This is a genomic window from Caballeronia cordobensis (genome assembly GCF_001544575.2).
GTDB lineage: Bacteria > Pseudomonadota > Gammaproteobacteria > Burkholderiales > Burkholderiaceae > Caballeronia > Caballeronia cordobensis.
On record NZ_FCNY02000018.1, the window covers coordinates 93,826 to 117,925 of the forward strand.

Sequence of the window (24,100 nt, forward strand, 5' to 3'; positions counted from 1 at the left end):
AGACAGCGCGAGCGGACCTATTTGACGAACACAAGGTACTTGTATGGCAAAAATCATTGTGGTGACTTCGGGGAAGGGCGGCGTCGGCAAGACGACCACCAGCGCGAGCTTCGCATCGGCGCTCGCATTGCGCGGCCACAAGACGGCCGTGATCGACTTCGACGTCGGTCTGCGCAATCTCGACCTCATCATGGGTTGCGAACGCCGCGTGGTGTACGACCTGATCAACGTCATCCAGGGCGAAGCGAATCTGCATCAGGCGCTCATCAAGGACAAGAAGAGCGAGAACCTCTACATCCTGCCGGCCTCGCAGACGCGCGATAAAGACGCGCTCACGCTCGAAGGCGTCGAGAAGGTCATCGAGGAACTGATCAAGATGGACTTCGAATACATCGTCTGCGATTCGCCGGCGGGTATCGAATCCGGCGCGCTGATGGCGATGCACTTCGCCGACGAAGCGCTCATCGTGACCAATCCGGAAGTGTCGTCCGTGCGCGACTCGGACCGCATTCTCGGCATCCTGTCGTCGAAAACGAAGCGTGCGATCGAAGGCAAAGAGCCGGTCAAGGAGCATCTGCTGATCACGCGCTACAACCCGAAACGCGTTTCCGAAGGCGAGATGCTGTCGCTGTCGGACATTCAGGAGATCTTGCGCATCGACCTGATCGGCGTGATTCCGGAATCGGAAGCGGTGCTGCATGCATCGAACCAGGGCTTGCCGGCGGTGCATCTGGACGGCACGGATGTCGCCGAATCGTACAAGGACGTGGTGTCGCGTTTCCTCGGTGAGGAAAAGACGCTGCGCTTCACCGATTATCAGAAGCCAGGGCTGTTGCAACGCATCTTCGGCACCAAGTAAGGGGACGCAATGTCGATTCTTTCGTTTTTGCTGGGCGAGAAAAGAAAGTCCGCTTCGGTCGCGAAGGAACGCTTGCAGTTGATCATTGCGCACGAGCGCGCGGGTGGCAAAGCCGCCGCCGATTATCTGCCGGCGTTGCAACGAGAACTCGTTGCCGTGATTTCGAAGTACGTGAAGATTTCCGATGACGATATTCGAGTGAGCCTCGAACGTCAGGACGACCTCGAAGTGCTGGAAGTGAAGATAGAGATTCCGCAGGCGTGATGCCGCGCGCCGCGCATGCGGCGCCATGTTTCTCGAAAAGAGCCGGAATCATGTGATTCCGGCTCTTTTTCCTGGTGCGTTATCGTTTGCGTAGCACTGCATGATGCATCGAGCGGTCGCGCCTTCGCTGTGACATTTGTCGGACAATCATCGACAAACTGTTCCAAATTCAACCTGATCGACCTTCCGCGCGTGTCATCGCGCGTTCTCCCTCGCACATTGAGAAAAGACGCGGATGTTTCTTAGCCGCGAAGCCTTCATCCGCGCACCACGCGCGCGTTCAATGTCTTTAGGAAAACGAGGTCGATCATGAAACTGTCCTGTCGTCATCTGCTTGCCCGGGCCGCGTTGCTTGCCGCCTGCGTCGTGAGCATGTCCGGAGCGTTCGCCGACGTGGTGATCGTTGCACCGAGCGCGCCGCCCGCGCCGCGTTTCGAGCCTGTTCCGGCAGCACGCGCCGGCTTCGTGTGGGATGCGGGACACTGGAACTGGGAAGGCCGCTATGTGTGGGTGCCAGGCCACTGGATTGCCGTGCGGCCGGGCGCGCGCTGGGCGCCGGGCGTGTGGGCGCCGTTCCGCGGGCGGTACCGCTACATTCCGGGTCACTGGATCTGAATCGCATAGCCCGTTCATTCGCCGTCGCGCGTCTTCACACGGCGGCGGCGAACGAAGGGGCCAGAAAAAAGAAGAGGCGCGAGGCTTTCGCCGGGCGCCCAAGAAACGCTCCCGCATAAGCAGGAGCGGAGAGGAGAAGAGAGCCGCGTTCAGGTCCGAAAGCCGGACCACGCACACAGCAGTACTTGCTACGAGCGTACGCGCGGAGAAAAGTTCAATCGAAATGAAAATTTCCGCAGGCTCGGCGAGATCACGCGGTCAGCACTTCGAAGGCGAGTACCGCCAGAATCGCGCCGACGTTCGCCACGACGGCTTCCAGAACGACGCCGCGCCAAGTCGCCGGACGAAACTTCACTGCGAGCAGCAGCGCCGTCACAAGCGCAATGGTGACGATCGCGACGAGATGCGCGCTTTGCAAATGAATATTCATGGCCTCTCCCGTTGCGTAAGGCGATCTGTCGAACTTTTTTCAAGCTTCTTCGAGTATAAGCAGCGACGTTTTTACTGGAAAGCGGACGAAAAAGTCATTTTCCCGCCAGCTTGCCGACGGGCATCGAGTGTTAATTTAAATACCTGCTGATTCAGGGAATTTTCTTTTCAGACTCAGTACAAACCCCCTATATGCGCCATTGCCATTCCGGCGGCGCGCCGAAACCGCAGGTTCGTGGAGCATTCGCCAGATGACTTCCCCGACGCGTTCTCTCGAAGTCGATTTCTTTCGGGGAATCGTGCTGCTCATTATCGCGGTGGACCATATAACGGGAAGCGTGCTATCGCGCTTTACGCTGCATCAATACGCATTTTGCGATTCCGCCGAAGTATTCGTATTTCTCGGAGGTTATGCGTCGGCGGCGGCTTATACGGCGCTTGCGACTCGCCGTAGCGATTCAGCGGCCCGCCGACGCTTTTTCAAACGCAGTTGGGAGATCTATCGCGCGTATCTGTTCACGGCGTTTCTCATGCTGATCGGCGGCGGACTGCTGATGGCGCTCAAGATCGATACGCCGATGGTCCAGTACACGGAATGGCCCGCCTTCCTCGCGCGCCCGGCCGGCCTCGTCGTCGACATCGCCTTGCTGCGTCAGCAGCCGTATCTCTCCGCCGTACTGCCGATGTATTCGGTCTTCGCGCTGGCCGTGCCCGTGATCGTGCCGCTTGCTCAGAAAAGACCGGTCGTCGCCGTGTTCGGCAGCCTGCTCGTGTGGCTCGCGGCCATGCCGCTCCTGCGCTTTTTGCCCGGCACGTACGGGGAAGCGTGGTCGTTCAATCCGTTCGCGTGGCAGTTGATGTTCATGACCGGCGTGCTGGCGCGCATTCAGCCGGTCAGCGGCACGTTCCACGCCGGCAAGATCGCGCGCTGGCTGACGGCGGGCGCGATCGCCCTCGCGTTGACGTTCGCGTTCTTCAAGCTGTTCCTCGAAACGCAAGCGCCGCCCGGATACATGAAGCAGAACCTCGCGACGCTGCGCATCGTGAGCTTCGCGGCGATCGCCTGGATCGTCGCCCGCGCGGTGTATGCGGGCTGGGTCGCCCGCCTCGCGCGCAGGCTGCCGGGCATCGTGACGATCGGGCAGCAAGGGCTCGTGTGCTTCATCGCGGGCGCGTGCGTTTCGCTCGTGCTCGATTCGGCATTGCGCGCGATGGGCGTGCTCGGCCTCGGGCGCTATCCGTCGCACTGGATTCTCGGACTCATCGCCGACGGCATCGCCATCGCCAGTCTGTTGTGGCTTGCGCGCTTCTGGGCGGATCGCAAGGCGGCGAAGGCGGCGCGCGCGAAGGTCGCCGAGCGGCAGGCGTCGCGCCTTCCCGTCATGAAAGGGCCGCTGCCCGCGCACATCAGCAACCGGCGCGATCGCTGAGCGCGCCGGTTCGCCGCTGCTTCAGTCCAGCTTGATATGCCGTGTCTCGCGCATGCACAGCACCGCGACGAGGCTCACCGCAGCCGCAGCCGACACGTAGCCGCCCACCCACGACAGTCCGCCGCGATTCGCCAGCAGTTGCGCGATATACGGCGCCACCGACGCGCCCAGAATGCCGCCGAGGTTGTAGGCGACGCCCGCGCCCGTGTAGCGGACGTTGGTCGGAAAGAGCTCGGGCAAAAGCGCGCCCATCGGGGCGAAGGTGACGCCCATCAGGAACAGCTCGATCGTGAGAAAGAGCGCGACCTGGATCGTGTTGCCGCTGCCGAGGAGCGGGGCCATCGCGAAGCCGGACAGGATCGCCGCGACGCAGCCGACGACCAGCACCGGCTTGCGCCCGAAGCGGTCGCTGGCGATGGCCGAGATCGGCGTGGCGATCGCCATGAAGAGCACGGCGAAGCACAGCAGGCCGAGGAACGTCTCGCGCGCGAAATGCAGCTTGGCGACGCCGAAGGACAGCGAGAACACCGTCGAGATGTAGAAGAGCGTGTAGCAGACGACCATCGCGAACGCGCCGAGCAGCGTCGGCGCGAGATGGCTGGACAAGAGCGTCGCGACGGGCACCTTCACGCGCTCGTGACGCTCGACGGCGGCGCGGAACGCCGGCGTTTCCGCGATCTTCAGCCGCACGTAGAGGCCGAGCGCGACCAGCACCGCGCTGACGATGAACGGCACGCGCCAGCCCCAGCTGCGGAACTGCTCGTCTGTGAGCGAGAGCGCGAGGCCAAAGAACAGCCCGTTCGACGCGAGAAAGCCGATCGACGGCCCGAGTTGCGGGAACATGCCGAAGAGCCCGCGCTTGCCTTGCGGCGCGTATTCCGTCGCGAGCAGCGCCGCGCCGCCCCATTCGCCGCCAAGCCCGATGCCCTGCCCGAAGCGCAGGATGCACAGCAGGATCGGCGCCGCGCTGCCGATCGAATCGTAGCCGGGCACGAAGCCGATGAGCGTCGTGGAGACGCCCATCACCAGCAGCGAGGCGACGAGCGTCGATTTACGGCCGATGCGGTCGCCGAAGTGGCCGAACAGAAACGAGCCGATGGGCCGCGCGAAGAACGCGATGCCGAACGTGACGAACGCGGAGAGCGCCTGCGCGGCGGGCGAGTCGTGCGGAAAGAACACCGGCCCGATGACGAGCGCGGCGGCGGTCGCGTAGACATAGAAATCGTAGAACTCGATCGCGGTGCCGATGAAGCTCGCGAAAATTACGCGCGACGCGCTTTGAGATCCGTCGCCGGGCTGTGCGGCGGAAAGCGAGGGTGCGGCCATAGTGTCTCCGTTGTCGTGTTGCCGTGGTGCGAAGCATTGTCGCGCGCATCGCCGGGCAAGGGCGATCCGATGCGCGTCGGCTTTTTGTAAGGATTGCGATGCGATGGGTTCGACGGCGCGAGTAGCGCGTGCGATGACGGCGCAGCCTGGCTGCGCTCGGGCGCTTCGCGCGTCACGCGGGATGGGCGCGAGGCGAAGGCGGCGCCGGACGCGGTCCGGCAGGGGTGTCAAAAATTATAACGAGCGTGCGCGGCGCGCGCCAATCAATCGAGGCTCGTCGCCTGGGGCGAGTGCGACGTTTGGAGCTGGAACTGGCCGTTGTCGTTGAACATCCAGCCTTCGAAGAGCTCCAGTTGACCGTTGCCGTTCAGGAGACGCGAGGGCGGCGCGGGCAAGGGCGCCGAGCGGCGCAGCGACGCGAGCGCGGTGGCCTCGGCTTCGTCGTCGCCATTGGTGCGATATACCGACGATTCGACGACCCGCCCGCCGCGGTCCACCGTGAAGGACACCAGCACGAAGGAGCGCAGCATCGCTTGCGGCGTGCCCTTGAGCACGAGCGACGGATTGCGTTCGAAGATGCGCTGCGCGATCTGCGCCTTGTACTGGTCGAGCGTCTGACCGGGCGCGGGCGGCGCGACGGCACGCGTCGCCACGACGCCCGGCGGGGGCGTGATCGTGCAGGCGCTCATCGCGAGTGCGCCGGTGAGCGCAATGACGACAAGGCGAAAGCGTGACGCGAACATCGCAAGCATCGAAAAGATGACGTTACTTCAATGGTAGTCGCTGCAAAGACGGAGAGTGAGACGAAAATGTGCGCCGCCGCGCGTTCGGGCGCGAGATTTGCTGCCCATGAACTATCTGAAAGCAATCGAGGAGGGAGCCATGAGCACCGAGACGAATCGGCCGGATGACGGCAAGTCAGTCGAGCATAGCGACAACGAAAAAAGCAAGTTGCCCGAGCGCGATGACGAAAACCGCAAGCAAGGCCCGAACGACCGGCCCGGGAAGCAGACGGGAGAGGGCGAAGCGCCCGTCGGCTGAAGGTCGCCTGAAGGTCGGCTGAGACCCGCCGCGGTGCGCGTGCGCGGCGTGAGCGCGGCGGTGCTAAGGTATCAAGGGGATGTCCCCGGCTTCTCGGGAGAAGATCATGTCACGCAAAACCCAACCTGCGCCGTCGGGCGCGCCCGCCCGGCAGCAACCGGCGTCCGCGACGCATGTGAAGAGCGACTCGAAGCGAAGCGCGCCGAAGACGGATGCGGCCAAAGCGGAGCCCGTTCCGCATGTGCGTCCGCCCGTCAGGTCGGACGACAATTGAATTTTTCGAGTCAGTCCGTGTATGGCTTGACTAGCTCGGCGCAGCGTAGGGGCGCGGTCGATCGGGCCGTGCCGGTCTCGGCCGCCCGCGTTTCCACGCAGCGATAGACGCTATTGGTTTTCTGAAGCACGTAGGTGTCTTCGGGCAAGCCCGTACTTCGCGCGGCGACACTCGTTACCGCGACGATTCCATATCCGTTCTGAATCAGATCGAAGAACGTGGCTTCGGTCGCGCGCCATTGCGCGTTGTGCTGAGGCTGGGCATGCGTCGGCAGGCTCACGGCGATGGCGCAGCCGAAGAGGACGGGCATGAGGCGGCGTGACTTCATGGGCGGTTCTCCGCGTTGTCTCGATGAGGCGGTTAGATGGCGCCATGGCCGCCGTGTTCACATCGATTTGCAGGTGATGGAAAAAAACTGGCCTCGCGCGCTGCGAGGCCAAAATCCAACCTTACCCATTGAAGGTCTCCGTTACCCGAGAATGGGGGAAAACTCGGGATGGAGACAAGGGCAATGTACGTGGGGTGGGGAGTATCGGATATGCGTATTGTCTGAATTTGGTGTTGACGACAAGCGGCTGAAAGAACTGAAGTCAAATGAGACGCTTTGGTGACGGTCGCTGCGTGGCAAGGCGAGGGGCGATACACCGCATCGTCACCGTGCACGGTTCAGGTTGAGTCTTCGCGGTGTCCGTAGAGAACTTCGTTTTTGAGACGTCTCCACTGACAGCAAATTGCTGCCTATTAGAATTAGCAATCCTGTCAAATATGGAGGTGACATGGCGTTTCCCAAATGGGGCCGCTCGTTCAATGCGCTGTATGTGCCGCTGTCAGGCGGCTTTGGCTGGCAATGCACGTTGATGACTCGACGCGAGTTTCATCAGATTGACTGGTTTATGTGGCGGACTCACCCATACGGAGACCTGCCCTACGAAGAGCGCGGCAATAAGGAGAAAGAGCAACAGAGGCAGATCGCGCAAGACCGGCGAGATTTCGACCGGCTGTTTCGGCCGCGCATCGATCGACGTAGCGCATACCTGAGCACCGAGTTCCGGCGGTATGTCGATTTCATTCGTCACGAGTTGCGGGTATCGAGTTGGGATGTTCCGGTCGATGGCGACGGCATCACGCGTGTGCTGCGCCGCGCCGTTCAGGATGGCCGCCTCGTGCCCGCGATCAATCGCAAACGGTACTGGTGGAGCGGGCAAGAGGTGTACAAGTGGTATGCGCCGCAATACTGGCCAAAGGCAGCCGGCGGCGTCAGCTTCAATGCCAAGAGCGACGAAGTTCTGGACCTGCGCGAGTTCGCGGCGCTCAAGCGCGCCAATGTCGATTCGGGGTTCGGTTCCGATATGCTCCGCTCTGACCTTGGTTCCGCGCGCGACTTCGCATCCGGCGCAGGTGACGCAAACGGCAGCTGTGGCGGCAGCGGTTCCGATTGGCTGGGGGCTGTCGAAGCAGTCGCAGTAGCTGCGCTCGGCGGCGCGAGTTTCGACCATGACAGCGACAGCGAGTCGACGCTCAAAAGCTTCGGGGATGCTGACGACAGCGATGGCGGTTCACCGCTTAGTGACGCGCAGCCGTTCGAGTATCAGCCGGACACGCTAAGCACGGATGTTGTAGACGTTGCAGGTAGTCAAGGCACGCCCGGCAACAATCAAGCACAGAACAAACAAACTAATGACATTGCGAGAATTTTGCGCCTGACTCCCGGTCAAGCCCGGCAACTCCACGATGAAATTTCGGGCGAGGGCCTCGGCTATCACGAAATCATGGAGCGCGCGAAGGACATGTTTGATCTCTGGTGAACCGCGCAAATCAAAAGTGGAATAATTTGATGATTAATTCTGGAAAGGAAATCGAGCGACGTCTCTCGGTACTTCAAGGGCTAGAGTTGAGCAGCGTAAACCATGCTGCCGACATGCTCACCTTGGGATTCGGTGCGCTGCGTCCTGTGACCAACTTCAGAGGGGCCGTGAAACATGTGGGTGCGTGGGCGCTTCACGTCCAATGTGCATGGCGACTTGAACAAGCTGGGCGTGTTGCTGCAACGGAAGACGACCTTCGAGGAGGCGATGAGAAAGCGAGTGCTACCGTTGCGCGCCTTCAACAGTTGTTATTCGGAGACGCCGTCGCGCCAACTGTTGAATCCGTCGCAGTGAACGAAGCAAGTGGATTGTTGCTTTCTCTATCGCATGAGTTGCGTCTCACAGTAATCCCCGATGCAATACAGGAAGAGGAAGATTGGCGTTTTTTCGCGCCCGGAGTCAACGCAGCGCATTTGGTCATCACGCAGGGCAAGATTGCCCCCGAGTCCTTCGACTAGCCCGGCGGTACGCTCCGCTGAATGAGTCTGGCGAGAACAGAAACGACAAAGCCTCATAAGTCTTTGAACTTACGAGGCTTTCTGTTCACTTCTGGCGGAGGCGGTGAGATTCGAACTCACGGAAGGATCGCTCCTTCGCCGGTTTTCAAGACCGGTGCCTTAAACCGCTCGGCCACACCTCCAGCAAGGCGCGTATTGTAGCGCAACTCATCGGCGAAGAGAGGAACGTCACCCTTCGAGCGATTTCGTCGCCCGCAGCGCGGGAAACCAGCGCATCCACAAAAACGCGACGGCAATCGTGCCGATTCCGCCGATCAGCACCGCCGGCACCGCGCCGAACAGCCCCGCCGTCATGCCCGATTCGAATTCGCCGAGCTGATTCGACGTCCCGATGAACAGCGAATTGATCGCGCCGACGCGTCCGCGCATCTCGTCGGGCGTCTGCAACTGCACGAGCGATGAGCGTACGACCACACTGATCACATCCGACGCGCCGAGTGCCGCCAGCGCCAGCAGCGAAAATCCGATATCGCGCGACAAGCCGAACAGAATCGTCGCGATGCCGAACGCGATCACGCCGCCGAACAGCGCCGTGCCCGCGCGCTGGCGCAGCGGATGATGCGCGAGCCAGATGGACCCGGCGAGCGCGCCCACGGCGGGCGCCGCGCGCAATACGCCAAGCCCCCACGGGCCGGTATGCAGAATGTCGCGCGCGTACACCGGCAAGAGCGCCGTCGCGCCGCCGAGCAACACGGCGAACAGATCGAGCGACAGCGCGCCGAGAATCACCGGCTTGCTCTTGATAAAGCCGATGCCGGAAAACAACGCTTCGAACGACAAGGGCGCGCGCATGCGCACGGCCTCGTCGATCCTGATTGCGGCGACCGCCGACGCCGCGCCCAGAAACGCGATCGTCACCGCGCCATACACGGTCAGCGCGCCGAGGCCGTACAGCAGGCCGCCCATCGCGGGACCGAGGATCATCGCGGTCTGGTTCGCCGAAGTCGACCACGCGGTCGCCTGCTGCAGTTGTGAGCGCGCGACGAGGTTCGGCAGCAACGCCGCCATCGACGGCGATTCGAACGCGCGCGCGGCGCCGGTGATCATCGCGATCGCGTAAATGGGGGCGACGCTATCCCAGCCGTGCCATGCGCCGAGGCACAGCGCAAGCGCGCCGACGCCCTCGATAGCCTGACACACATACGCGATCGTGCGCCGGTCGTACCGATCCGCAACGTGCCCGACGACGAGCGTCAGCACGAACATCGGCAGAAACTGCGCGAGACCGACAAAACCGAGCGCGTAGGCGCTGTGCGTGATCGAATACACCTGCCATCCGATCGCGACCGACATCATTTGAAACGCCACCGAAGACATCACCCGCGCGGTCCAGAAAAGCGCGAACGGGCGATGCCGCATCACCGAGCCCGGCGTCATCGTCGGCGCGCTCAATTCTTCGAGTCCTTCAAGAACAGCTCCTGTAGATCGTTGAGAAAGCGCTGGCCGAGCTCGGTCGGCGCGATGCGCTCGATGGTGCGCGTAATCAGCCCGCGCTTCTCCGCTTGCACGAGCGCGGGCTCGATCGCGGACAGGGCGAGACCCGTGCGCTCGACGAACGCATGCACGGGAAAGCCTTCGACGAGACGCAGCGTGTTGAGCATGAACTCGAATGGCAGATCGCGCGGACCGACTTCGCGTTCTTCCTGAATCGGGGTTTCATCGGGCGCAAGCGCGTGATCCATATAGCTCGCCGGATGCTTGAAACGCGCCTGACGCAGGATCTTCGACGGAAACGACAGCTTCGTATGCGCGCCCGCACCGATGCCGAGATAGTCGCCGAAACGCCAGTAGTTCAGGTTGTGCCGGCTCTGCCGGTGCGGCTTCGCATACGCCGACACTTCGTAGCGCTCATAGCCCGCCGCGCGCGTGCGCTCGTGAATCCAGTCCTGCATGTCGGCGGAAGCGTCGTCGTCGGGCAGGGCGGGCGGGTACTTGGCGAAGACCGTGTTCGGCTCCATCGTCAGGTGATAGAGCGACAGATGCGGCGGCGCGAACGAGATGGCCGTTTCGATATCGTGCCTGCATTCGTCGAGCGATTGCTGCGGCAGCGCGAACATCAGATCGAGATTGAAGTTGTCGAAGTGCTTCGCCGCGATCTCGACGGCGCGCCGGGCCTGCGTTGCATCGTGAATCCGGCCGAGCGCCTTCAGATGCGCCTCGTTGAAGCTCTGGATGCCGATCGACAGACGGTTCACGCCGCTCGCGCGAAACGACGCGAACTTCGCCGCTTCGAAAGTACCCGGATTCGCTTCGAGCGTGATCTCGGCGTCGGCGTCGATGGGCAGGAGCGCGCGCGCGTCCGAAAGCAGCCGGTCTAGCCCTTTCGCCGACAGGAGCGAGGGCGTGCCGCCGCCGATGAAAATCGTATGCACCTGCCGTCCCCACACGAGCGGCAGCGCGCTTTCGAGGTCGGCGCGCAAGGCGTCGAGATAACGTTCCTCGGGAAACGCGTCGTCCTTCCATTCGTGCGAGTTGAAGTCGCAGTACGGGCACTTGCGCACGCACCACGGGAAATGCACGTACAACGAGAGCGGCGGCAGCGATGTCAGCCGGATGCTGCCCGGCGACGTGAAAGCCTGCACCACGTTGATCGTCTTCGGTCCGGCGCTCACGCAAGTTCCTTCAGTCGTTGCAGCAGATCGCGCAGCGCGAGCGCGCGATGGCTCAGCGCATTCTTGCGCGCGGGATCGAGTTCGGCGGCGGTCGCGTTCAGCGCCGGCAGGAAGAAGTGCGGGTCGTAGCCGAAGCCGTGCGCGCCGCGCGGCGCATCGAGCACTTCGCCGTGCCAGCGGCCTTCGGCGATGAGCGGCTCCGGATCGTCGGCGTGACGCACGAGCACGAGCACGCAGAAGTAGTACGCGCGGCGATCGGCGTGGTTGGCGAGATCGGCGACGAGTTTCGCGTTGTTCGCGGCGTCGCTTTTCGCTTCGCCGTTCATCGACGCATAGCGCGCGGAGTACACGCCCGGCGCGCCGTCCAGCGCGCGCACGCAGAGGCCGGAGTCGTCGGCGAGCGCGGGCAGGCCGGTGAGCGCCGACGCATGCCGCGCCTTCGCCAGCGCGTTCTCGACGAACGTCGCGTGCGGTTCCGGCGCTTCGGGCACGCCAAGCTCGCCCTGCGCGATCAGCTCGATTCCCGCCGCATCCAGGAGTGATGCGAACTCGCGCAGCTTGCCCGCATTGTTCGATGCGAGCACGACGCGGCTCAGACCATGCGCATCAGACACCATGACTCTCCAGCGCTTCCTTCTGCTTCAGGATCAGCGCGCGGATGCCGCTGTCCGCGAGCGCGATCAGTTCGTTCATCTCGTCACGCGTGAAGGGCGCGCCTTCCGCCGTGCCCTGCACTTCGACGAAACCGCCTGCGCCCGTCATCACGACGTTCATGTCGGTATCGCATTGCGAGTCTTCGTCGTAGTCGAGATCGAGCACCGGCGCGCCTTCGAAAATGCCGACCGAAATCGCCGCGACGAAGTCCTTCACCGGCGTCTTCGCGATCTTGCCCGCCGCGAGCAGCTTGCTCACCGCGTCGTGCGCTGCGACGAACGCGCCCGTGATGCTCGCCGTGCGCGTGCCGCCATCGGCCTGAATCACGTCGCAGTCGATGTGCAGCGTGCGCGCGCCGAGCGCGTTGAGATCGAACACCGAGCGCAGCGCGCGGCCGATCAGACGCTGGATTTCCTGCGTGCGGCCCGTCTGCTTGCCGCGCGCGGCTTCGCGGTCGCTGCGCGTGTGGGTCGCGCGCGGCAGCATGCCGTATTCCGCGGTGAGCCAGCCCTGTTCGCGTCCGCGCAGAAACTCGGGCACGCGCTCGGCGATGCTGGCCGTGCAGATCACCTTGGTATCGCCGAATTCGACGAGCACGGAGCCTTCCGCGTGCTTCGTGTAATTGCGCGTGATGCGCACGTCGCGCAGCTGATTCGCGCGGCGGCCGCTCGGGCGCGGGGGAGAAGGCTTGAGCAGGGGAGAGTCGGTCATGGATCGGGTTCGAGAAAGTTGGACGGGAAATCCCAGCGATGTTTATCGTCATTCGCCGCCGATTTTATCGTTATTCACCGGCAGGCGTCGGTGGCGGACATGCCGACCGGGCGGGCCGCGCGACAAAAATGGGATAATGCGGATTCCTCGCCCGGCCGCCAAACGCGTGCCATCCCCAAAGCACTTTCGAGAGCGCCGGGCGTTTCGTTGAATCGGCCTTCGCAAGGAAGGCTCACATCGCGAGACGTACCATGATCTACAGCATGACAGGCTATGCCAGCGCGACGCGCGAAGTCGTCGCGGATGGCGCGGGACCCAATGGCGCGGGCGGTTCGGGCGTCGGTGTATCGGTGGAATTGCGCACGGTGAATTCGCGCTTTCTCGATCTGAACTTCCGGATGCCCGAAGACGTGCGCGCAACCGAGCCGCAATTGCGCGAAATGCTGATGTCCAAGCTCTCGCGCGGCAAGGTCGATATCCGCATCAATCTGAATCGCGTCGAGCAGACGGCAAACGCGGGCGCGCTCAACCGCGAGGCGCTCACGCAGCTCGCGACGCTCGAACGCGCCGTGCTCGATGTCTTTCCCGATGCCGAGCGCATGCGCACCGGCGAAATCCTGCGCTGGCCCGGTGTGCTCGCCGAAAGCGCGGTATCGCAGGAAACGTTGCGCGAAGCGGTGCTCGCATGCGGCAAGCAGGCAATCGCGGATCTCATCGAAGTGCGCGCGCGCGAAGGCGCGGCACTGGGCAAAGTGCTGATCGACAACGTGACGGAAATGGAAGCGATCGTCGCGCGCATCACGCCGCTCGTCCCCGAACTCATCGCGAAGCATCAGCAGAAGATCGTCGAGCGTTTGCAGGATGCGCTGGGCATTGCGACGAACGAAGGCGGAACGTCGACGAGCGTGCCGCGCGAGGAAATCGCCGAACGCATTCGTCAGGAAGTGACGATGTACGGCATTCGCATCGACATCGCCGAAGAATTGCAGCGCCTCACCGCGCATCTGAACGAAACGCGCCACGTGCTGCAAAAGGGCGGCAAGGTCGGCAAGCGCCTCGACTTCATGATGCAGGAGCTTAACCGCGAAGCGAACACGCTCGGCTCGAAGGCGGCGGCGAAGGAACTCGCGGATGCATCGATGACGCTCAAGCTGCTCATCGAGCAGATGCGCGAGCAAGTACAGAATCTGGAGTAACGCAACATCATGCCGAATACCACGCACCGCTCGCACAGCCACTATACGGGCATCTATCCCGGCAACCTGTTTATGGTCGTCGCGCCGTCGGGCGCGGGCAAGTCCACGCTCGTGAACGCGCTGCTCGCCGAGGATAAGGAGATTCTGCTGTCGGTTTCGTACACGACGCGCGAGGCGCGTTCGAAGGAAACCAACGGCGTGCAGTATCACTTCGTGTCCGTCGACGAATTCATGGAGCGGCGCGAAAACGGCGAGTTTCTGGAAAGCGCCGAAGTGCACGGCAACTATTACGCGACCTCGAAGCTGTGGATCGCCGATCAGATGAAGCAGGGCCACGACGTGCTGCTCGAAATCGACTGGCAGGGCGCGCAGCAGGTGAAGAAGCAGTTTCGCAACGCGGTGGAGATTTTCATTCTGCCGCCGTCGCTCGACGCGCTCGAAGACCGCCTCAAGAAACGCGGCCAGGATTCCGAAAAAGTGATCGTGCGGCGGCTGCTCGCGGCCGGCAGCGAAATGGCGCATGCATCGGAAGCGGAGTATGTGGTGATCAACGAAAACTTCGATCGCGCGCTCGCGGAACTGCGTTGTCTCGTGGCCGCGACGCGCCTGCGCTTCACGTCGCAATACGCGCGCAATACGCAGCTTTTCGTGGATCTCGGTATTCATTCGACGCCGCAATCCTGACACGCCGCCGTGACCGGGTCGTTCGGTCACATAAGGTAGAATAAAACCCATATCGAGAAGGAACTCAACATGGCCCGCATCACCGTCGAAGACTGCCTGAAACAAATCCCGAATCGCTTCGAGCTCGCGCTCGCGGCGACGTATCGCGCGCGTCAGCTCGCACAAGGCCACACGCCGAAAATCGAGAGCCGCGACAAGCCTACCGTCGTCGCGCTGCGCGAGATCGCGGCGGGTCAGGTCGGCATCGAAATGTTGAAGAAGGTGCCCGTCTAAGGGCTGCGGCATCCCGGTTTCAATTTCTGCAACCGACAACCCAACGCGTCACATCACCACGGAGGCGAAGATGAGTCAGACACCGTTGCCCATCTCCGCCGCCGTGGACCCCGACATCGACATCGATCAGGATTCGGTGCTCGATGCGGACAAGCCGCATGCGGCGCGCAAGTACATCGACGCGGTCCTCGAACAGTCGTTTCGCCACCTGTTCGGCCCGACCGCCACGCCTGAACAGCCGCGCAAGCACGACGTCGTTTCCATCGCGAAACTGACGAACACGCTCGCCGGCTACATCTCCGCCGAGGAAATCAAGGAAGTCAAGGCGGCGTTCCATTTCAGCGACGAAGCGCATCTCGGGCAGTATCGCCAGAGCGGCGAGCCGTACATCACGCATCCGGTCGCGGTCGCGGAAATCTGCGCGGGCTGGAAGCTGGACGCGCAATCGATCATGGCCGCGCTGCTGCACGACGTGATCGAAGATCAGGGCGTGACCAAGACGGAGATCGCGGAGCGCTTCGGCGCGAAAGTCGCGGAACTGGTCGACGGCTTGTCCAAGCTGGACAAGATGGAATTTCGCAATCGCGAGGAAGCGCAGGCGGAGAACTTCCGCAAGATGCTGCTCGCGATGGCGCGCGACGTGCGCGTCATTCTCGTCAAGCTCGCCGACCGGCTGCACAACATGCGCACGCTCGGTGCGGTGCCGCCGGAAAAGCGCCGGCGCGTGGCGCGCGAGACGCTGGATATCTACGCGCCGATCGCGCATCGGCTCGGTCTGAACAATACGTATCGCGAGCTGCAGGATCTTTCCTTCGCGAACTTCAATCCGAATCGCTACGCCACGCTCGAAAAAGCGGTGAAGGCGGCGCGCGGCAACCGGCGCGAAGTGGTCGGCAAGATTCTCGAGGCGGTGCAGCGCACCATCGCGGACGCGAAGATCAACGCGGAAGTCACCGGCCGCGAGAAAACGATCTACAGCATCTACAAGAAGATGCGCGACAAGCAGTTGTCGTTTTCGCAGGTGCTCGACGTGTACGGCTTTCGCGTCGTGGTCGAGAGCGCGCTCGAATGCTATACGTGCATCGGCGCGCTGCATGCGCTGTACAAGCCCGTGCCGGGCAAGTTCAAGGACTACATCGCCATTCCGAAGGTGAATGGCTATCAGTCGCTGCATACCACGCTCGTCGGCCCGTTCGGCGCGCCGATCGAGTTCCAGATTCGCACGCGCAAGATGCACGAGATCGCCGAAGCCGGCGTCGCGGCGCACTGGCTCTACAAGAATGGCGGCGCCGATCTCAACGATGTGCAAAAGCGCGCGCATCAGTGGCTCAAGTCGCTGCTCGACATTCAGAGCGAAGCGGGCGATTCGAGCGAATTCCTCGAACACGTCAAGATCGACCTGTTCCCGGACGCGGTCTACGTGTTTACGCCGAAGTCGAAGATCATGCCGCTGCCGCGCGGCGCGACGGCGCTCGATTTCGCCTATTCGATTCACAGCGACCTCGGCAATCAGTGCGTCGCGGTGAAGATCAACAACGAGCTTCTGCCGCTGCGCACGGAGCTGAAAAGCGGCGATATCGTCGAAGTGATCACCGCGCCGTATTCGAAACCGAATCCCGCGTGGCTCGGCTTCGTGCGCACCGGCAAGGCCCGCTCGGCCATCCGTCACTATCTGAAGACGATGCGCCTGAACGAGTCGGTGCAACTGGGCGAGCGGCTCGTCGATCAGAGTCTCAAGGGCTACGGCCTCGCGCTTTCGGATGTCACGCCGGAAGTCTGGGAAAAACTCGTGCTGTGGACCGGCAACAAGACGCGCCAGGAGATTTTCGCGGACATCGGTCTCGGCCGGCGCGTGGCGGCGGTCATGGCCAAGCGCATCGAAGTGTTGATGAACGGTATCGCCGATGACGAAGATCATCCGCGCGAGCACCACAGCACGAACACCGCGCCGCCGGTGGTCATCACGGGTACCGAAGGCATGTCGGTGCAGCTTTCGCCGTGCTGCCGCCCGATTCCTGGCGACGACATCATGGGCTATATCGGCATCGGCCTCGGCATGGCGATTCACACGACGGAATGCCGCGTCGCGCAGCGCATCCACCGGCGCGATCCGGGCCGCTGGATCGACGTCGCATGGGCGCCGCAGCCAGGCCGTCTCTTCGACGTCGCCGTGAAGGTGCTCGTGAAGAACACGAAGGGTGTGTTCGCCCGCGTCGCGGCGGACATCACGTCGGCGGATGCGAACATCGTGCATATCGCGATGGACGAGGACGTGTCGCAGGAAGCCAAGCTGCTGCGCTTCGTGATTCAGGTCAGCGACCGCGTGCATCTGGCCAACGTCATGCGCCGCGTGCGCACCAATCCGGACGTGATGCGCATCGCGCGCGAGCGTCCGAGCGACGAACCGCATCACCGCAATCAGGACGGCGGCATGCGCATCGACCGCGAGCGCGCCGACTACTGACGCGCCGGCGCGGGTACGCGGCATGCATGCCTGTCGTCGTCCGACGAACAGGAGAAGGCGCCGCATGAACACTTCCGATCTCGAAGGCACCACGCTCGATTACTGGGTCGCGCGCGGGCTGCACGAATTCATCCGCGAAATCCACTTCACCGATAGCGGAGAGACGCTCTCTATCCGCGGCAACGACCGCGGCAAGCCCTGGGACGGACGCTTTCTGCCATCGACGTCATGGGAGGCCGCATCGGTCGTCCTGGAGCGCGCCTGCAAGCTGGAGATGCAGGATCACGGGCGCGGCGAGGTGAGCTGCAGCGTGACGTTCGGGAAGGAAGGCAAGCCGGTGGAAGGGCGGGGACCGTCGCTGCGGATCGCATTGCTGCGCGCGTTCGTGCGGCACGCGTTCGGCGACGAGGTGGAGGACGAGTACTTGCGGCGCCCCCAGTCGCTGCTTGGCGAGCGTGCGGAACCGATCGGTGAATCGAGCGCGACGGCTCCGGTGGAGGATATGCCGTCGCCGGAGAGGCATATCGGCGATATCAGCCCGGTTCCGCGTCAGTAGGCCATTCCGGCGCGCACAAACAAAAAGGGCCTTCCGTTTGGAAGGCCCTTCAAAAGTGGCGCGGCTGGCAGGATTCGAACCCACGACCCCTTGGTTCGTAGCCAAGTACTCTATCCAACTGAGCTACAGCCGCACGCAAAACGGTACTGCTTATACTGCGTTGCGCTTGTGGTTAAGCGCTTGATGCCCTCATTCGAGAACATCAGAAAAAGTGGCGCGGCTGGCAGGATTCGAACCCACGACCCCTTGGTTCGTAGCCAAGTACTCTATCCAACTGAGCTACAGCCGCACGCAAAACGGTACTGCTTATACTGCGTTGCGCTTGTGGTTAAGCGCTTGATGCCCTCATTCGAGAACATCAGAAAAAGTGGCGCGGCTGGCAGGATTCGAACCCACGACCCCTTGGTTCGTAGCCAAGTACTCTATCCAACTGAGCTACAGCCGCACGCAGAAGCGGAATTATAGCCAAGGTAATTTAAAAAAGGAAGCGGTTTTGGCCGATGTTTCGATCTTTCTGTCGACGAAACGGGCGCGAGGCGTGGTAACTTGATGTTTGCAAAGCCAGAACTTCTCAGATTCCGTTATCGATCCGCATCATGAACAAGGCATTTGTCAAAGAGTCGGACGACACCGACGACGACCTCGACCTCGGCCAGCCGGACGTTCCGGCGGGCACGAAGAACTACATCACGCCGGCGGGCCATCAGCGGCTGCGTGACGAGCTCCTGCAGCTTCTCGACAACGAGCGGCCCGAGGTGGTGAGGCTCGTCTCGTGGGCCGCGTCCAACGGCGACCGCTCGGAGAACGGCGACTACATCTACGGCAAACGGCGGCTGCGCGAGATCGATCGGCGCATCCGCTTTCTGGGCAAGCGCCTGGATCTCGCGGAAGTGGTGGACAGCAGCAAGCAGGAGAACGTCGATCAGGTTTTTTTCGGCGCGACGGTGGACTACGCGGGCGACGACGGCGACGTGAAGACCGTAACGATCGTCGGCGTGGACGAAGTCGATCTGGAGCGTGGTTATGTGAGCTGGATCTCGCCGGTCGCGCGTGCGCTCCTGAAGGCGAAAATCGGTGATACGGTCGCTTTGCACACGCCGGCGGGCGTGCAGCAGATCGATATTCTGGATGTGCGCTACCCGAGTTGAGCGCGAACTGAGCGCAGCGGCCTGCCTGACCGGCAGACGAAAAAAAGCCGCTCCGAAGAGCGGCTTTTCCACAACTGAACTGCCGTTGAATCTTAGAAGCGGTGACGCATGCCAACCGTCGCCGAAACCTGATTCGAGTTCGACGACATGCCGACGCCGTTGATCACTGCGCCGATAGGCAGGTTGTCCTTGTCGGTCATGTGCTGATACTCGCCCTGCAGGTACACGTCGGTGCGCTTGGACAGCGCGTAGGCCGTCTGCAGGCTGAACTGGTGGAACTTCGGCTTTTCGCCGTCGATGCGGCTGTCCGTGTACGTGTAAGCACCGGCGAGCGACAGAGCCGGCGTCAGGTTGTAACGGCCGTTGACTTCGTAGTTCGTGAAGCGAACGTGGCCGTCGGTCAGGTTGATCGAGCCGGCGCCTTGCGTGCCGACGCTGGTGATCGACGAAGCGTTGTCGAGCATCGTCTGCGTGAACACGAAACCAACCGTTGCCGGGCCGAACGCGTAGTTCAGACCGCCGCCGAAGATGCGCTGACGGCCAGCGACGAACGGCGTGTTGTCGGTCGTGATCGCGCCGTTGACGTTGTTCGTCGGCGAGCCGACGTTGTTCAGTTGCATGTACGCTGCGGCGACGTTCAACGGGCCGTAGTTGTACGACGCGCCGACGCTGTACGCGCGGTTATCCGCGAAGCCGCCTGCTTCATTCGAGAAACCGTACATCGCGCCCAGCTTGAAGCCGGCGTAGTTCGCGCTCGTGTACTTGACCGAATTGTTCACGCGGAACGTGTTGTCGAGGTTGTCGTTGTCGAACGGGTGGGCGAACTGCGTGCCGCCGTATTGCGTGCCCGTCAGAGCCAGAGGCCCGAGGAAGTCGACCACGGAGTCATACTGACGGCCGAGAGTGATCGAGCCGAATTGCGTGCTCGACAGACCGACGAACGCCTGACGGCCGAACTCACGACCGCCTTGACCGTTCTGGCCGTTCATGATGTTGAAGCCGTTCTCCAACGTGAAGATCGCCTTCAGGCCGCCGCCGAGGTCTTCAGCGCCGCGCAGGCCCCAACGGCTGCCGTTCACCTGACCGCTCGTCGCCTTGAAGTTGCTGTGGCCAGGGCCGCCGACCGTCGTGATCTGGTTGTTCGTGTAGGTGATGCCCGCATCGATCAGGCCGTACAGCGTGACGCTGCTTTGCGCATGGGCGGCGGTAGCAAAAACGCCCGACAGGGCAGCGACCATGAGAGTCTTTTTCATCTTTGTAACTCCGAGAGCAGATAGGGCCGGGGACCCAGGCTTGAGGAAACCTCGAACCGGCGCGCTGCGAGAGGCGCGGGGCGGATGAGCATGCATCGGCGTTGCGACACATTTGTTTCCGGACCAGACGAAGTGTAAAGACGGCGTTACAGAACGAGGCGTTCCAATTTCCGCAATAAACCATTGTTGATGCGGCAATGATCGTCGCATCGTGTATTTTTGTTTATATACAATGATTTACCGGCGAATAAAGCCGTAAGGCGAGAGGTGTCAACCAATCGACGTTGCGCATGCGCTACATCAACCGATGCTGAAAATGGCGGCTGAATGGCAGAAATGCATTGTTGAGATATTTGAAACAGAAGTTTGCTATTTTTGCAGGTAATACATTCGGATCGGATCGCTATACTGCGGATTCTGCTTTCCGAAGCAGACTTTTTCGTTGACGGAAAAAGATCTCCAAACTTTGTCAGCGCGACTTCCCGGTCGCGCTTTTTTTTTGCGCGGTCGATGCGTCCGAACGCCGCGCCGGGCGGGGCTGTGATGAGGTGTCGTATGGCGTGAGCGATTGAGGACCCGCGCGACTCGAACGATGTTCGATATTACAATTAAGTCGCGACTTACTTTCCAGAATGCTTAATGCCAGAGAATCGAGCAAGTGGAATGAATGCTTGTGCGTGGAGAGGCGGGTTGATTCTCACGCGCGTCACTGTGCTATCAATACGTTTCCAGAAAGTTTAATGATTTCATTTGAAGGGCGTCGGAAAAATTCCGAATTGGAAGCGCCCGAAACTTTGCGGGGAAGAGTCCTGCTGTTAATCGATGTTTGATTATTAAAATCAAAACGGTGATTTTAAGTACGGCTGTATTCAGTTGCGCCCGCACCGACGCCAAAGCTCGCCGCGCCTTGCCCGGCTTGCCTTACCGCTCCGTCTTTCGTCGCCTGACCGATGCTTCGCCGAATATCGACCCAGACGTGCTCGATCACTGGCATTCGTCCGCGCCGGATCAAATAAATATTTCCGGTAATCGGGGAAAGTTATTACGGGTTACACGCTATTGCTTTCCTACAAAGACGATAACCCGTGCTCTAGAAATCCGCTGCCTCTAGGGCGCAGAACATCCATCGATCTTCAAGCGCGTCCGTCGAAAGCCCACCACACCGTGCTGCGTTAGAATGGGCAATCCGACGCACGCTCCATTCCGCCTTCCGCGCCGCCTCCCACGCCGTCCACGATGCACCTCGACCCGTCTGAACACTCTGCCTTTCCTTCCGCGCCCATCGCATTCGTCGATCTCGAAACGACCGGCGGCACCTTCGGCGTGGACCGCATCACCGAAATCGGCATCGTGGAAGTCGGGCCGTCGGGCGTCTCGCAATGGACGTCGCTGGTCAATCCGCAAAAGCCAATTCCCGCTTTCGTCCAGCAACTGACGGGCATCACCGACGCGATGGTCCGCGATGCGCCCACGTTCGAGCAACTCGCCGCGGACTTGCTCGAACGGATGAACGGGCGTCTCTTCGTTGCGCACAACGCTCATTTCGACCACGGCTTTCTCAAGGGCGAATTCAGGCGTCTGGGGCTTCGTTTCGCGCCCGACGTGCTCTGCACGGTGCAGCTTTCCCGCGCCGTGTACCCGGAGCAGACGCGCCACGGCCTCGATGCGCTCGTCGAACGGCACGCGCTGGTGCCTGCCGCGCGCCACCGGGCGCTTGCCGACGCCGATCTGCTCTGGCAGTTCTGGCAACACCTGCACAGCGCGCACGCGCCGGATGTGGTGCGCACGCATCTGGAGCGCGTGACGCGGCGGTTCCAGCTCGCCGCGCACATCGACGAAGACACGATCGAGCAGATTCCTGCAGGCTGCGGCGTGTACATGTTCTATGGCGACGACGACGCGCCGCTCTACGCAGGCCGCAGCGTCAAGCTGCGCCAGCGCGTGCGCGCGCATCTCGTCGGTCCGAGGCGTTCGGCGAAGGACATGCGTCTCGCCTCACTCGTGCGCCGCGTCGAATGGAAGGCAACGGGCGGCGAGATCGGTGCGATGCTGGCCGAGGCGCAATGGATTGCCGCCGCGCGCCCGGCGCACAATCGCGCGTCGAAGTCGCGAAGCGCAGACATGCGCGGCGCGCCGTGGCCGTACGGCGGCGCGATCGCAATCGAAGAGCGCGATGCGGCATCGGGGCAGCGCGTGTGGCACGTCATCGACAACTGGTGCTATCTCGGCTCCGCCGCAACGCTGCCGCAGGCGGGCGCGCTGCATGCGGGCGCGGCCACGTCCGGCTTCGAACTGGCGACCTATCGCGTGCTCAGCGAGCGTCTCGCGCGCGGGCTTGCCGTGACGCCGCTCACCGCGGCGATGCACGCCGCCACGCTCTAAAGCGCGATCAGCCGACCGCGCCCACGCCGCCCGTCGCGCAGACGTGCGACAGCGCGCGCATGAGCGGCTCGTTCATCGACGAGTTGTAGCGCGTCAGATGCTTCCATCGCGCGACGCTTTCGGCGAGGCGCATCGGGCAGTCGTCGGCGTGGCGAATCGGCTCGACGTGAGCGAGCGCCGACACGAGCGATTGCGTCAGTCGGTCGAGTTTCGGACGCGTGTCATTGGCGAGATCGGGCGGCGATTCTTCCGGCGCGGCCCTGACCGCGCGCCAGTTGGCGAAAAGCACGTTCTGCACGTCCTTGCTCGCATCGATCTGATCGCGGAAGAACTGCCGCGCGAACGCGGGATCGACCTGAGCGGCTCTGGCCTTTTCCTCGACCTGTTTGAGCAGCGCCTCCTCGCGGGGCGCGTCGGTGATCGGTTCGTGCTTCGCCCACTTCCAGCGCGCAACCGGCTCGGCGAGCGCGAGCCGTTGCGAAACGAGCGCGATGATATTGGTGAACGGGGTGTCGTCGCCATCGGCGTGCACGGATGCGGGCGCGGCGAACGCGAGCACGCAGGCGAAGGCGGAAGCGAGGAGGGAGGTGTTCGATCGACGGCGCATCGGTGTCCGGGCAAAAGCGCCAGAATAACGCACCGCCCGCTTCAACCTGAATGTGAGAGACGAGCCGTGTCCACACGACTCGCCCGGGCGGTCATGAACGAAGAGCGCGACGCGTCCTGGCGTGAGCCATGCGCGGACCGGTCGGTCCGTGTGCGCCGCGCGCGGCGGGCGTCGTTCTCACGACGACGGCGTGATCCAGCGTGTCCGCCTACTTCGACTGCGACGAGTTGCGCTGTTCATCGAAGAACGCGCGCACGTGCTCGGGCAGTTCCGTCGCGAGAAATTCGACGCCAACCGGTTCCGGATCCGGACAATACACCTTGTCGGGCGTCGGGATTTTCGTCGGTCTTGCGTCCATGATTTCTCTCCTTGATGTCTACGGCAATTGCGCCAACTGGCCGATGCGGCTTTTTGCGCCGCCGCATACAGCCGAATACCAAATACGGGTCCCTCTAGTTATGCGTTATCGGATCGCGGCGGCTTCGGCTTGAGCCGAATCGCGCGGGTAACTCATCAACGCATGATCGTTCGTCTTCGGGCCGGTAAAGATGTCGGTAGATCATTACCGGCCCTCAAATCCATTGCTGCAAAAAGTACGGTTTCCAGTGCTGCGGAGAACGGTCCGAGAGCCGCGCCGCGCATGGCTTCGCGCAATCTCGACCGCCGCGTACTTAAACTGTAGCTTTTCCTCTATGGATATAACGATACCGGGAAACCTGCGTTGACGCTTGATGGTGCAGGGCGGAAAATAGCTTGTTGTTGTACGTAACCGCACATATAAGGAGAATCAGGCGGGCGGCGAGCGCTAACGTGAAATCGGTGAAGCCGATTTTTGCGGTAAATCGCAATAGCGTGCACAGCGCAGGGAATTGTTGCGAAAGCGCAAACCAAAGCAAAAACCCGCGTCACTTGCGTGTACGCGGGTTTTTATGTGCTGCC

General features: G+C 62.2%; 26 protein-coding genes and 4 tRNA genes. 15 read left to right on the forward strand and 15 right to left on the reverse strand.

Annotated elements, in window-relative coordinates; translation table 11 throughout:
* Positions 1-43: 43 nt before the first annotated feature.
* From minD to AWB70_RS28555, 3 genes are all read left to right on the forward strand, one after another.
* The gene (gene minD, locus AWB70_RS28545) at positions 44-859 is read left to right on the forward strand and encodes a septum site-determining protein MinD (RefSeq protein WP_014190723.1); all 816 of its coding nucleotides are present in this window, start codon (positions 44-46) and stop codon (positions 857-859) included.
* A 9-nt stretch (positions 860-868) separates the two neighbouring features.
* On the forward strand, positions 869-1,123 hold the full coding sequence (gene minE, locus AWB70_RS28550; protein ID WP_006999197.1) for a cell division topological specificity factor MinE: 255 nt from the start codon (positions 869-871) through the stop codon (positions 1,121-1,123).
* Positions 1,124-1,432: 309 nt separating this feature from the next.
* Positions 1,433-1,738, forward strand: coding sequence for a YXWGXW repeat-containing protein (locus AWB70_RS28555; RefSeq protein WP_053567672.1), 306 nt, complete (start codon positions 1,433-1,435; stop codon positions 1,736-1,738).
* A 250-nt stretch (positions 1,739-1,988) separates the two neighbouring features.
* Here the strand turns inward: AWB70_RS28555 and AWB70_RS28560 are convergent, their stop codons facing one another.
* The gene (locus tag AWB70_RS28560) at positions 1,989-2,168 is read right to left on the reverse strand and encodes a hypothetical protein (protein WP_014190725.1); all 180 of its coding nucleotides are present in this window, start codon (positions 2,166-2,168) and stop codon (positions 1,989-1,991) included.
* 250 nt (positions 2,169-2,418) lie between these two features.
* On the opposite strand from AWB70_RS28560, the gene opgC reads away from it, so the two are divergent.
* On the forward strand, positions 2,419-3,597 hold the full coding sequence (gene opgC, locus AWB70_RS28565) for an OpgC domain-containing protein (protein ID WP_053567673.1): 1,179 nt from the start codon (positions 2,419-2,421) through the stop codon (positions 3,595-3,597).
* A gap of 21 nt (positions 3,598-3,618) precedes the next feature.
* Here opgC and AWB70_RS28570 read toward each other — a convergent pair whose 3' ends face one another.
* The gene (locus AWB70_RS28570) at positions 3,619-4,923 is read right to left on the reverse strand and encodes an MFS transporter (RefSeq protein ID WP_053567674.1); all 1,305 of its coding nucleotides are present in this window, start codon (positions 4,921-4,923) and stop codon (positions 3,619-3,621) included.
* A gap of 263 nt (positions 4,924-5,186) precedes the next feature.
* Positions 5,187-5,666 carry a TonB family protein gene (locus tag AWB70_RS28580; protein ID WP_041730959.1) on the reverse strand — a complete coding sequence of 160 codons (480 nt, stop codon included), beginning with the start codon at positions 5,664-5,666 and terminating at the stop codon, positions 5,187-5,189.
* A gap of 139 nt (positions 5,667-5,805) precedes the next feature.
* Between AWB70_RS28580 and AWB70_RS28585 the strand changes: the two genes are divergently transcribed.
* The gene (locus AWB70_RS28585; RefSeq protein ID WP_167350978.1) at positions 5,806-5,964 is read left to right on the forward strand and encodes a hypothetical protein; all 159 of its coding nucleotides are present in this window, start codon (positions 5,806-5,808) and stop codon (positions 5,962-5,964) included.
* 106 nt (positions 5,965-6,070) lie between these two features.
* Positions 6,071-6,238, forward strand: coding sequence for a hypothetical protein (locus tag AWB70_RS38895; RefSeq protein ID WP_159680332.1), 168 nt, complete (start codon positions 6,071-6,073; stop codon positions 6,236-6,238).
* A gap of 10 nt (positions 6,239-6,248) precedes the next feature.
* On the opposite strand, the gene AWB70_RS28590 is transcribed toward AWB70_RS38895, so the two are convergent.
* Complete coding sequence (locus AWB70_RS28590; protein WP_053567677.1) at positions 6,249-6,566, reverse strand: hypothetical protein; 318 nt, start codon at positions 6,564-6,566, stop codon at positions 6,249-6,251.
* A 448-nt stretch (positions 6,567-7,014) separates the two neighbouring features.
* On the opposite strand from AWB70_RS28590, the gene AWB70_RS28595 reads away from it, so the two are divergent.
* Positions 7,015-8,043: a hypothetical protein gene (locus AWB70_RS28595; RefSeq protein ID WP_053567678.1), complete on the forward strand. Its 1,029-nt coding sequence runs from the start codon at positions 7,015-7,017 to the stop codon at positions 8,041-8,043.
* A complete protein-coding gene (locus tag AWB70_RS28600; protein ID WP_235024381.1) occupies positions 8,040-8,561 on the forward strand; it encodes a hypothetical protein in 522 nt (173 codons plus the stop codon). Before AWB70_RS28595 ends, AWB70_RS28600 begins: the two co-directional genes overlap by 4 nt.
* A gap of 92 nt (positions 8,562-8,653) precedes the next feature.
* On the opposite strand, the gene AWB70_RS28605 is transcribed toward AWB70_RS28600, so the two are convergent.
* The 5 genes from AWB70_RS28605 to rph form a co-directional block, all read right to left on the reverse strand.
* Positions 8,654-8,743, reverse strand: a tRNA-Ser gene (locus AWB70_RS28605).
* 46 nt (positions 8,744-8,789) lie between these two features.
* Complete coding sequence (locus AWB70_RS28610; RefSeq protein ID WP_200826447.1) at positions 8,790-9,998, reverse strand: MFS transporter; 1,209 nt, start codon at positions 9,996-9,998, stop codon at positions 8,790-8,792.
* A gap of 11 nt (positions 9,999-10,009) precedes the next feature.
* A complete protein-coding gene (gene hemW, locus AWB70_RS28615) occupies positions 10,010-11,233 on the reverse strand; it encodes a radical SAM family heme chaperone HemW (RefSeq protein WP_053567681.1) in 1,224 nt (407 codons plus the stop codon).
* Positions 11,230-11,850 (reverse strand): RdgB/HAM1 family non-canonical purine NTP pyrophosphatase, encoded by a 621-nt coding sequence (rdgB, locus tag AWB70_RS28620; protein ID WP_053567682.1) that lies wholly within the window; start codon positions 11,848-11,850, stop codon positions 11,230-11,232. The genes hemW and rdgB overlap by 4 nt, the downstream gene beginning before the upstream one ends.
* On the reverse strand, positions 11,840-12,598 hold the full coding sequence (rph, locus tag AWB70_RS28625; protein ID WP_053567683.1) for a ribonuclease PH: 759 nt from the start codon (positions 12,596-12,598) through the stop codon (positions 11,840-11,842). Before rph ends, rdgB begins: the two co-directional genes overlap by 11 nt.
* 251 nt (positions 12,599-12,849) lie before the next feature.
* Between rph and AWB70_RS28630 the strand changes: the two genes are divergently transcribed.
* The 5 genes from AWB70_RS28630 (at position 12,850) to AWB70_RS28650 (ending at position 17,771) form a co-directional block, all read left to right on the forward strand.
* Positions 12,850-13,794: a YicC/YloC family endoribonuclease gene (locus tag AWB70_RS28630; protein WP_014190736.1), complete on the forward strand. Its 945-nt coding sequence runs from the start codon at positions 12,850-12,852 to the stop codon at positions 13,792-13,794.
* 9 nt (positions 13,795-13,803) lie between these two features.
* Positions 13,804-14,478 (forward strand): guanylate kinase, encoded by a 675-nt coding sequence (gmk, locus tag AWB70_RS28635; RefSeq protein WP_014190737.1) that lies wholly within the window; start codon positions 13,804-13,806, stop codon positions 14,476-14,478.
* Positions 14,479-14,547: 69 nt separating this feature from the next.
* Positions 14,548-14,751, forward strand: coding sequence for a DNA-directed RNA polymerase subunit omega (gene rpoZ / locus AWB70_RS28640; RefSeq protein WP_006999799.1), 204 nt, complete (start codon positions 14,548-14,550; stop codon positions 14,749-14,751).
* A 70-nt stretch (positions 14,752-14,821) separates the two neighbouring features.
* Positions 14,822-17,215: a RelA/SpoT family protein gene (locus AWB70_RS28645; RefSeq protein WP_081478139.1), complete on the forward strand. Its 2,394-nt coding sequence runs from the start codon at positions 14,822-14,824 to the stop codon at positions 17,213-17,215.
* 64 nt (positions 17,216-17,279) lie between these two features.
* A complete protein-coding gene (locus AWB70_RS28650; protein ID WP_053567684.1) occupies positions 17,280-17,771 on the forward strand; it encodes a phage protein NinX family protein in 492 nt (163 codons plus the stop codon).
* 56 nt (positions 17,772-17,827) lie between these two features.
* Here AWB70_RS28650 and AWB70_RS28655 read toward each other — a convergent pair.
* From AWB70_RS28655 to AWB70_RS28665, 3 genes are all read right to left on the reverse strand, one after another.
* Positions 17,828-17,904 (reverse strand) — tRNA-Arg (locus AWB70_RS28655).
* A 79-nt stretch (positions 17,905-17,983) separates the two neighbouring features.
* Positions 17,984-18,060, reverse strand: a tRNA-Arg gene (locus AWB70_RS28660).
* A 79-nt stretch (positions 18,061-18,139) separates the two neighbouring features.
* Positions 18,140-18,216: transfer RNA gene (locus tag AWB70_RS28665), tRNA-Arg, on the reverse strand.
* A 151-nt stretch (positions 18,217-18,367) separates the two neighbouring features.
* Between AWB70_RS28665 and greB the strand changes: the two genes are divergently transcribed.
* Complete coding sequence (greB, locus tag AWB70_RS28670) at positions 18,368-18,919, forward strand: transcription elongation factor GreB (RefSeq protein ID WP_014190740.1); 552 nt, start codon at positions 18,368-18,370, stop codon at positions 18,917-18,919.
* A 92-nt stretch (positions 18,920-19,011) separates the two neighbouring features.
* On the opposite strand, the gene AWB70_RS28675 is transcribed toward greB, so the two are convergent.
* Positions 19,012-20,172, reverse strand: coding sequence for a porin (locus tag AWB70_RS28675; protein WP_041730198.1), 1,161 nt, complete (start codon positions 20,170-20,172; stop codon positions 19,012-19,014).
* 1,236 nt (positions 20,173-21,408) lie between these two features.
* On the opposite strand from AWB70_RS28675, the gene AWB70_RS28680 reads away from it, so the two are divergent.
* Positions 21,409-22,554, forward strand: a complete 1,146-nt coding sequence (locus AWB70_RS28680) for an exonuclease domain-containing protein (protein ID WP_053567685.1) — start codon at positions 21,409-21,411, stop codon at positions 22,552-22,554.
* A 7-nt stretch (positions 22,555-22,561) separates the two neighbouring features.
* Here AWB70_RS28680 and AWB70_RS28685 read toward each other — a convergent pair whose 3' ends face one another.
* Both AWB70_RS28685 and AWB70_RS39115 read right to left on the reverse strand, forming a co-directional pair.
* Complete coding sequence (locus AWB70_RS28685) at positions 22,562-23,161, reverse strand: chorismate mutase (protein WP_014190743.1); 600 nt, start codon at positions 23,159-23,161, stop codon at positions 22,562-22,564.
* A gap of 208 nt (positions 23,162-23,369) precedes the next feature.
* Positions 23,370-23,519 (reverse strand): hypothetical protein, encoded by a 150-nt coding sequence (locus AWB70_RS39115; RefSeq protein WP_167350979.1) that lies wholly within the window; start codon positions 23,517-23,519, stop codon positions 23,370-23,372.
* Positions 23,520-24,100: the final 581 nt, after the last annotated feature.

Bases quoted from the DNA above. Each gene is read 5' to 3' on its own strand.
- AWB70_RS28560 (WP_014190725.1), bottom strand. From the start codon at position 2,168: ATGAATATTCATTTGCAAAGCGCGCATCTCGTCGCGATCGTCACCATT.
- AWB70_RS28645 (WP_081478139.1), top strand. From the start codon at position 14,822: ATGAGTCAGACACCGTTGCCCATCTCCGCCGCCGTGGACCCCGACATC.
- AWB70_RS28580 (WP_041730959.1), bottom strand. From the start codon at position 5,666: ATGTTCGCGTCACGCTTTCGCCTTGTCGTCATTGCGCTCACCGGCGCA.
- AWB70_RS28585 (WP_167350978.1), top strand. From the start codon at position 5,806: ATGAGCACCGAGACGAATCGGCCGGATGACGGCAAGTCAGTCGAGCAT.
- greB (WP_014190740.1), top strand. From the start codon at position 18,368: ATGAACAAGGCATTTGTCAAAGAGTCGGACGACACCGACGACGACCTC.
- AWB70_RS28595 (WP_053567678.1), top strand. From the start codon at position 7,015: ATGGCGTTTCCCAAATGGGGCCGCTCGTTCAATGCGCTGTATGTGCCG.
- minD (WP_014190723.1), top strand. From the start codon at position 44: ATGGCAAAAATCATTGTGGTGACTTCGGGGAAGGGCGGCGTCGGCAAG.
- gmk (WP_014190737.1), top strand. From the start codon at position 13,804: ATGCCGAATACCACGCACCGCTCGCACAGCCACTATACGGGCATCTAT.
- AWB70_RS39115 (WP_167350979.1), bottom strand. From the start codon at position 23,519: ATGGACGCAAGACCGACGAAAATCCCGACGCCCGACAAGGTGTATTGT.
- rdgB (WP_053567682.1), bottom strand. From the start codon at position 11,850: ATGGTGTCTGATGCGCATGGTCTGAGCCGCGTCGTGCTCGCATCGAAC.
- AWB70_RS28675 (WP_041730198.1), bottom strand. From the start codon at position 20,172: ATGAAAAAGACTCTCATGGTCGCTGCCCTGTCGGGCGTTTTTGCTACC.
- AWB70_RS28650 (WP_053567684.1), top strand. From the start codon at position 17,280: ATGAACACTTCCGATCTCGAAGGCACCACGCTCGATTACTGGGTCGCG.
- AWB70_RS28590 (WP_053567677.1), bottom strand. From the start codon at position 6,566: ATGAAGTCACGCCGCCTCATGCCCGTCCTCTTCGGCTGCGCCATCGCC.
- AWB70_RS28570 (WP_053567674.1), bottom strand. From the start codon at position 4,923: ATGGCCGCACCCTCGCTTTCCGCCGCACAGCCCGGCGACGGATCTCAA.
- rph (WP_053567683.1), bottom strand. From the start codon at position 12,598: ATGACCGACTCTCCCCTGCTCAAGCCTTCTCCCCCGCGCCCGAGCGGC.
- opgC (WP_053567673.1), top strand. From the start codon at position 2,419: ATGACTTCCCCGACGCGTTCTCTCGAAGTCGATTTCTTTCGGGGAATC.
- AWB70_RS28685 (WP_014190743.1), bottom strand. From the start codon at position 23,161: ATGCGCCGTCGATCGAACACCTCCCTCCTCGCTTCCGCCTTCGCCTGC.
- AWB70_RS38895 (WP_159680332.1), top strand. From the start codon at position 6,071: ATGTCACGCAAAACCCAACCTGCGCCGTCGGGCGCGCCCGCCCGGCAG.
- AWB70_RS28610 (WP_200826447.1), bottom strand. From the start codon at position 9,998: ATGACGCCGGGCTCGGTGATGCGGCATCGCCCGTTCGCGCTTTTCTGG.
- rpoZ (WP_006999799.1), top strand. From the start codon at position 14,548: ATGGCCCGCATCACCGTCGAAGACTGCCTGAAACAAATCCCGAATCGC.
- AWB70_RS28680 (WP_053567685.1), top strand. From the start codon at position 21,409: ATGCACCTCGACCCGTCTGAACACTCTGCCTTTCCTTCCGCGCCCATC.
- AWB70_RS28630 (WP_014190736.1), top strand. From the start codon at position 12,850: ATGATCTACAGCATGACAGGCTATGCCAGCGCGACGCGCGAAGTCGTC.
- minE (WP_006999197.1), top strand. From the start codon at position 869: ATGTCGATTCTTTCGTTTTTGCTGGGCGAGAAAAGAAAGTCCGCTTCG.
- AWB70_RS28555 (WP_053567672.1), top strand. From the start codon at position 1,433: ATGAAACTGTCCTGTCGTCATCTGCTTGCCCGGGCCGCGTTGCTTGCC.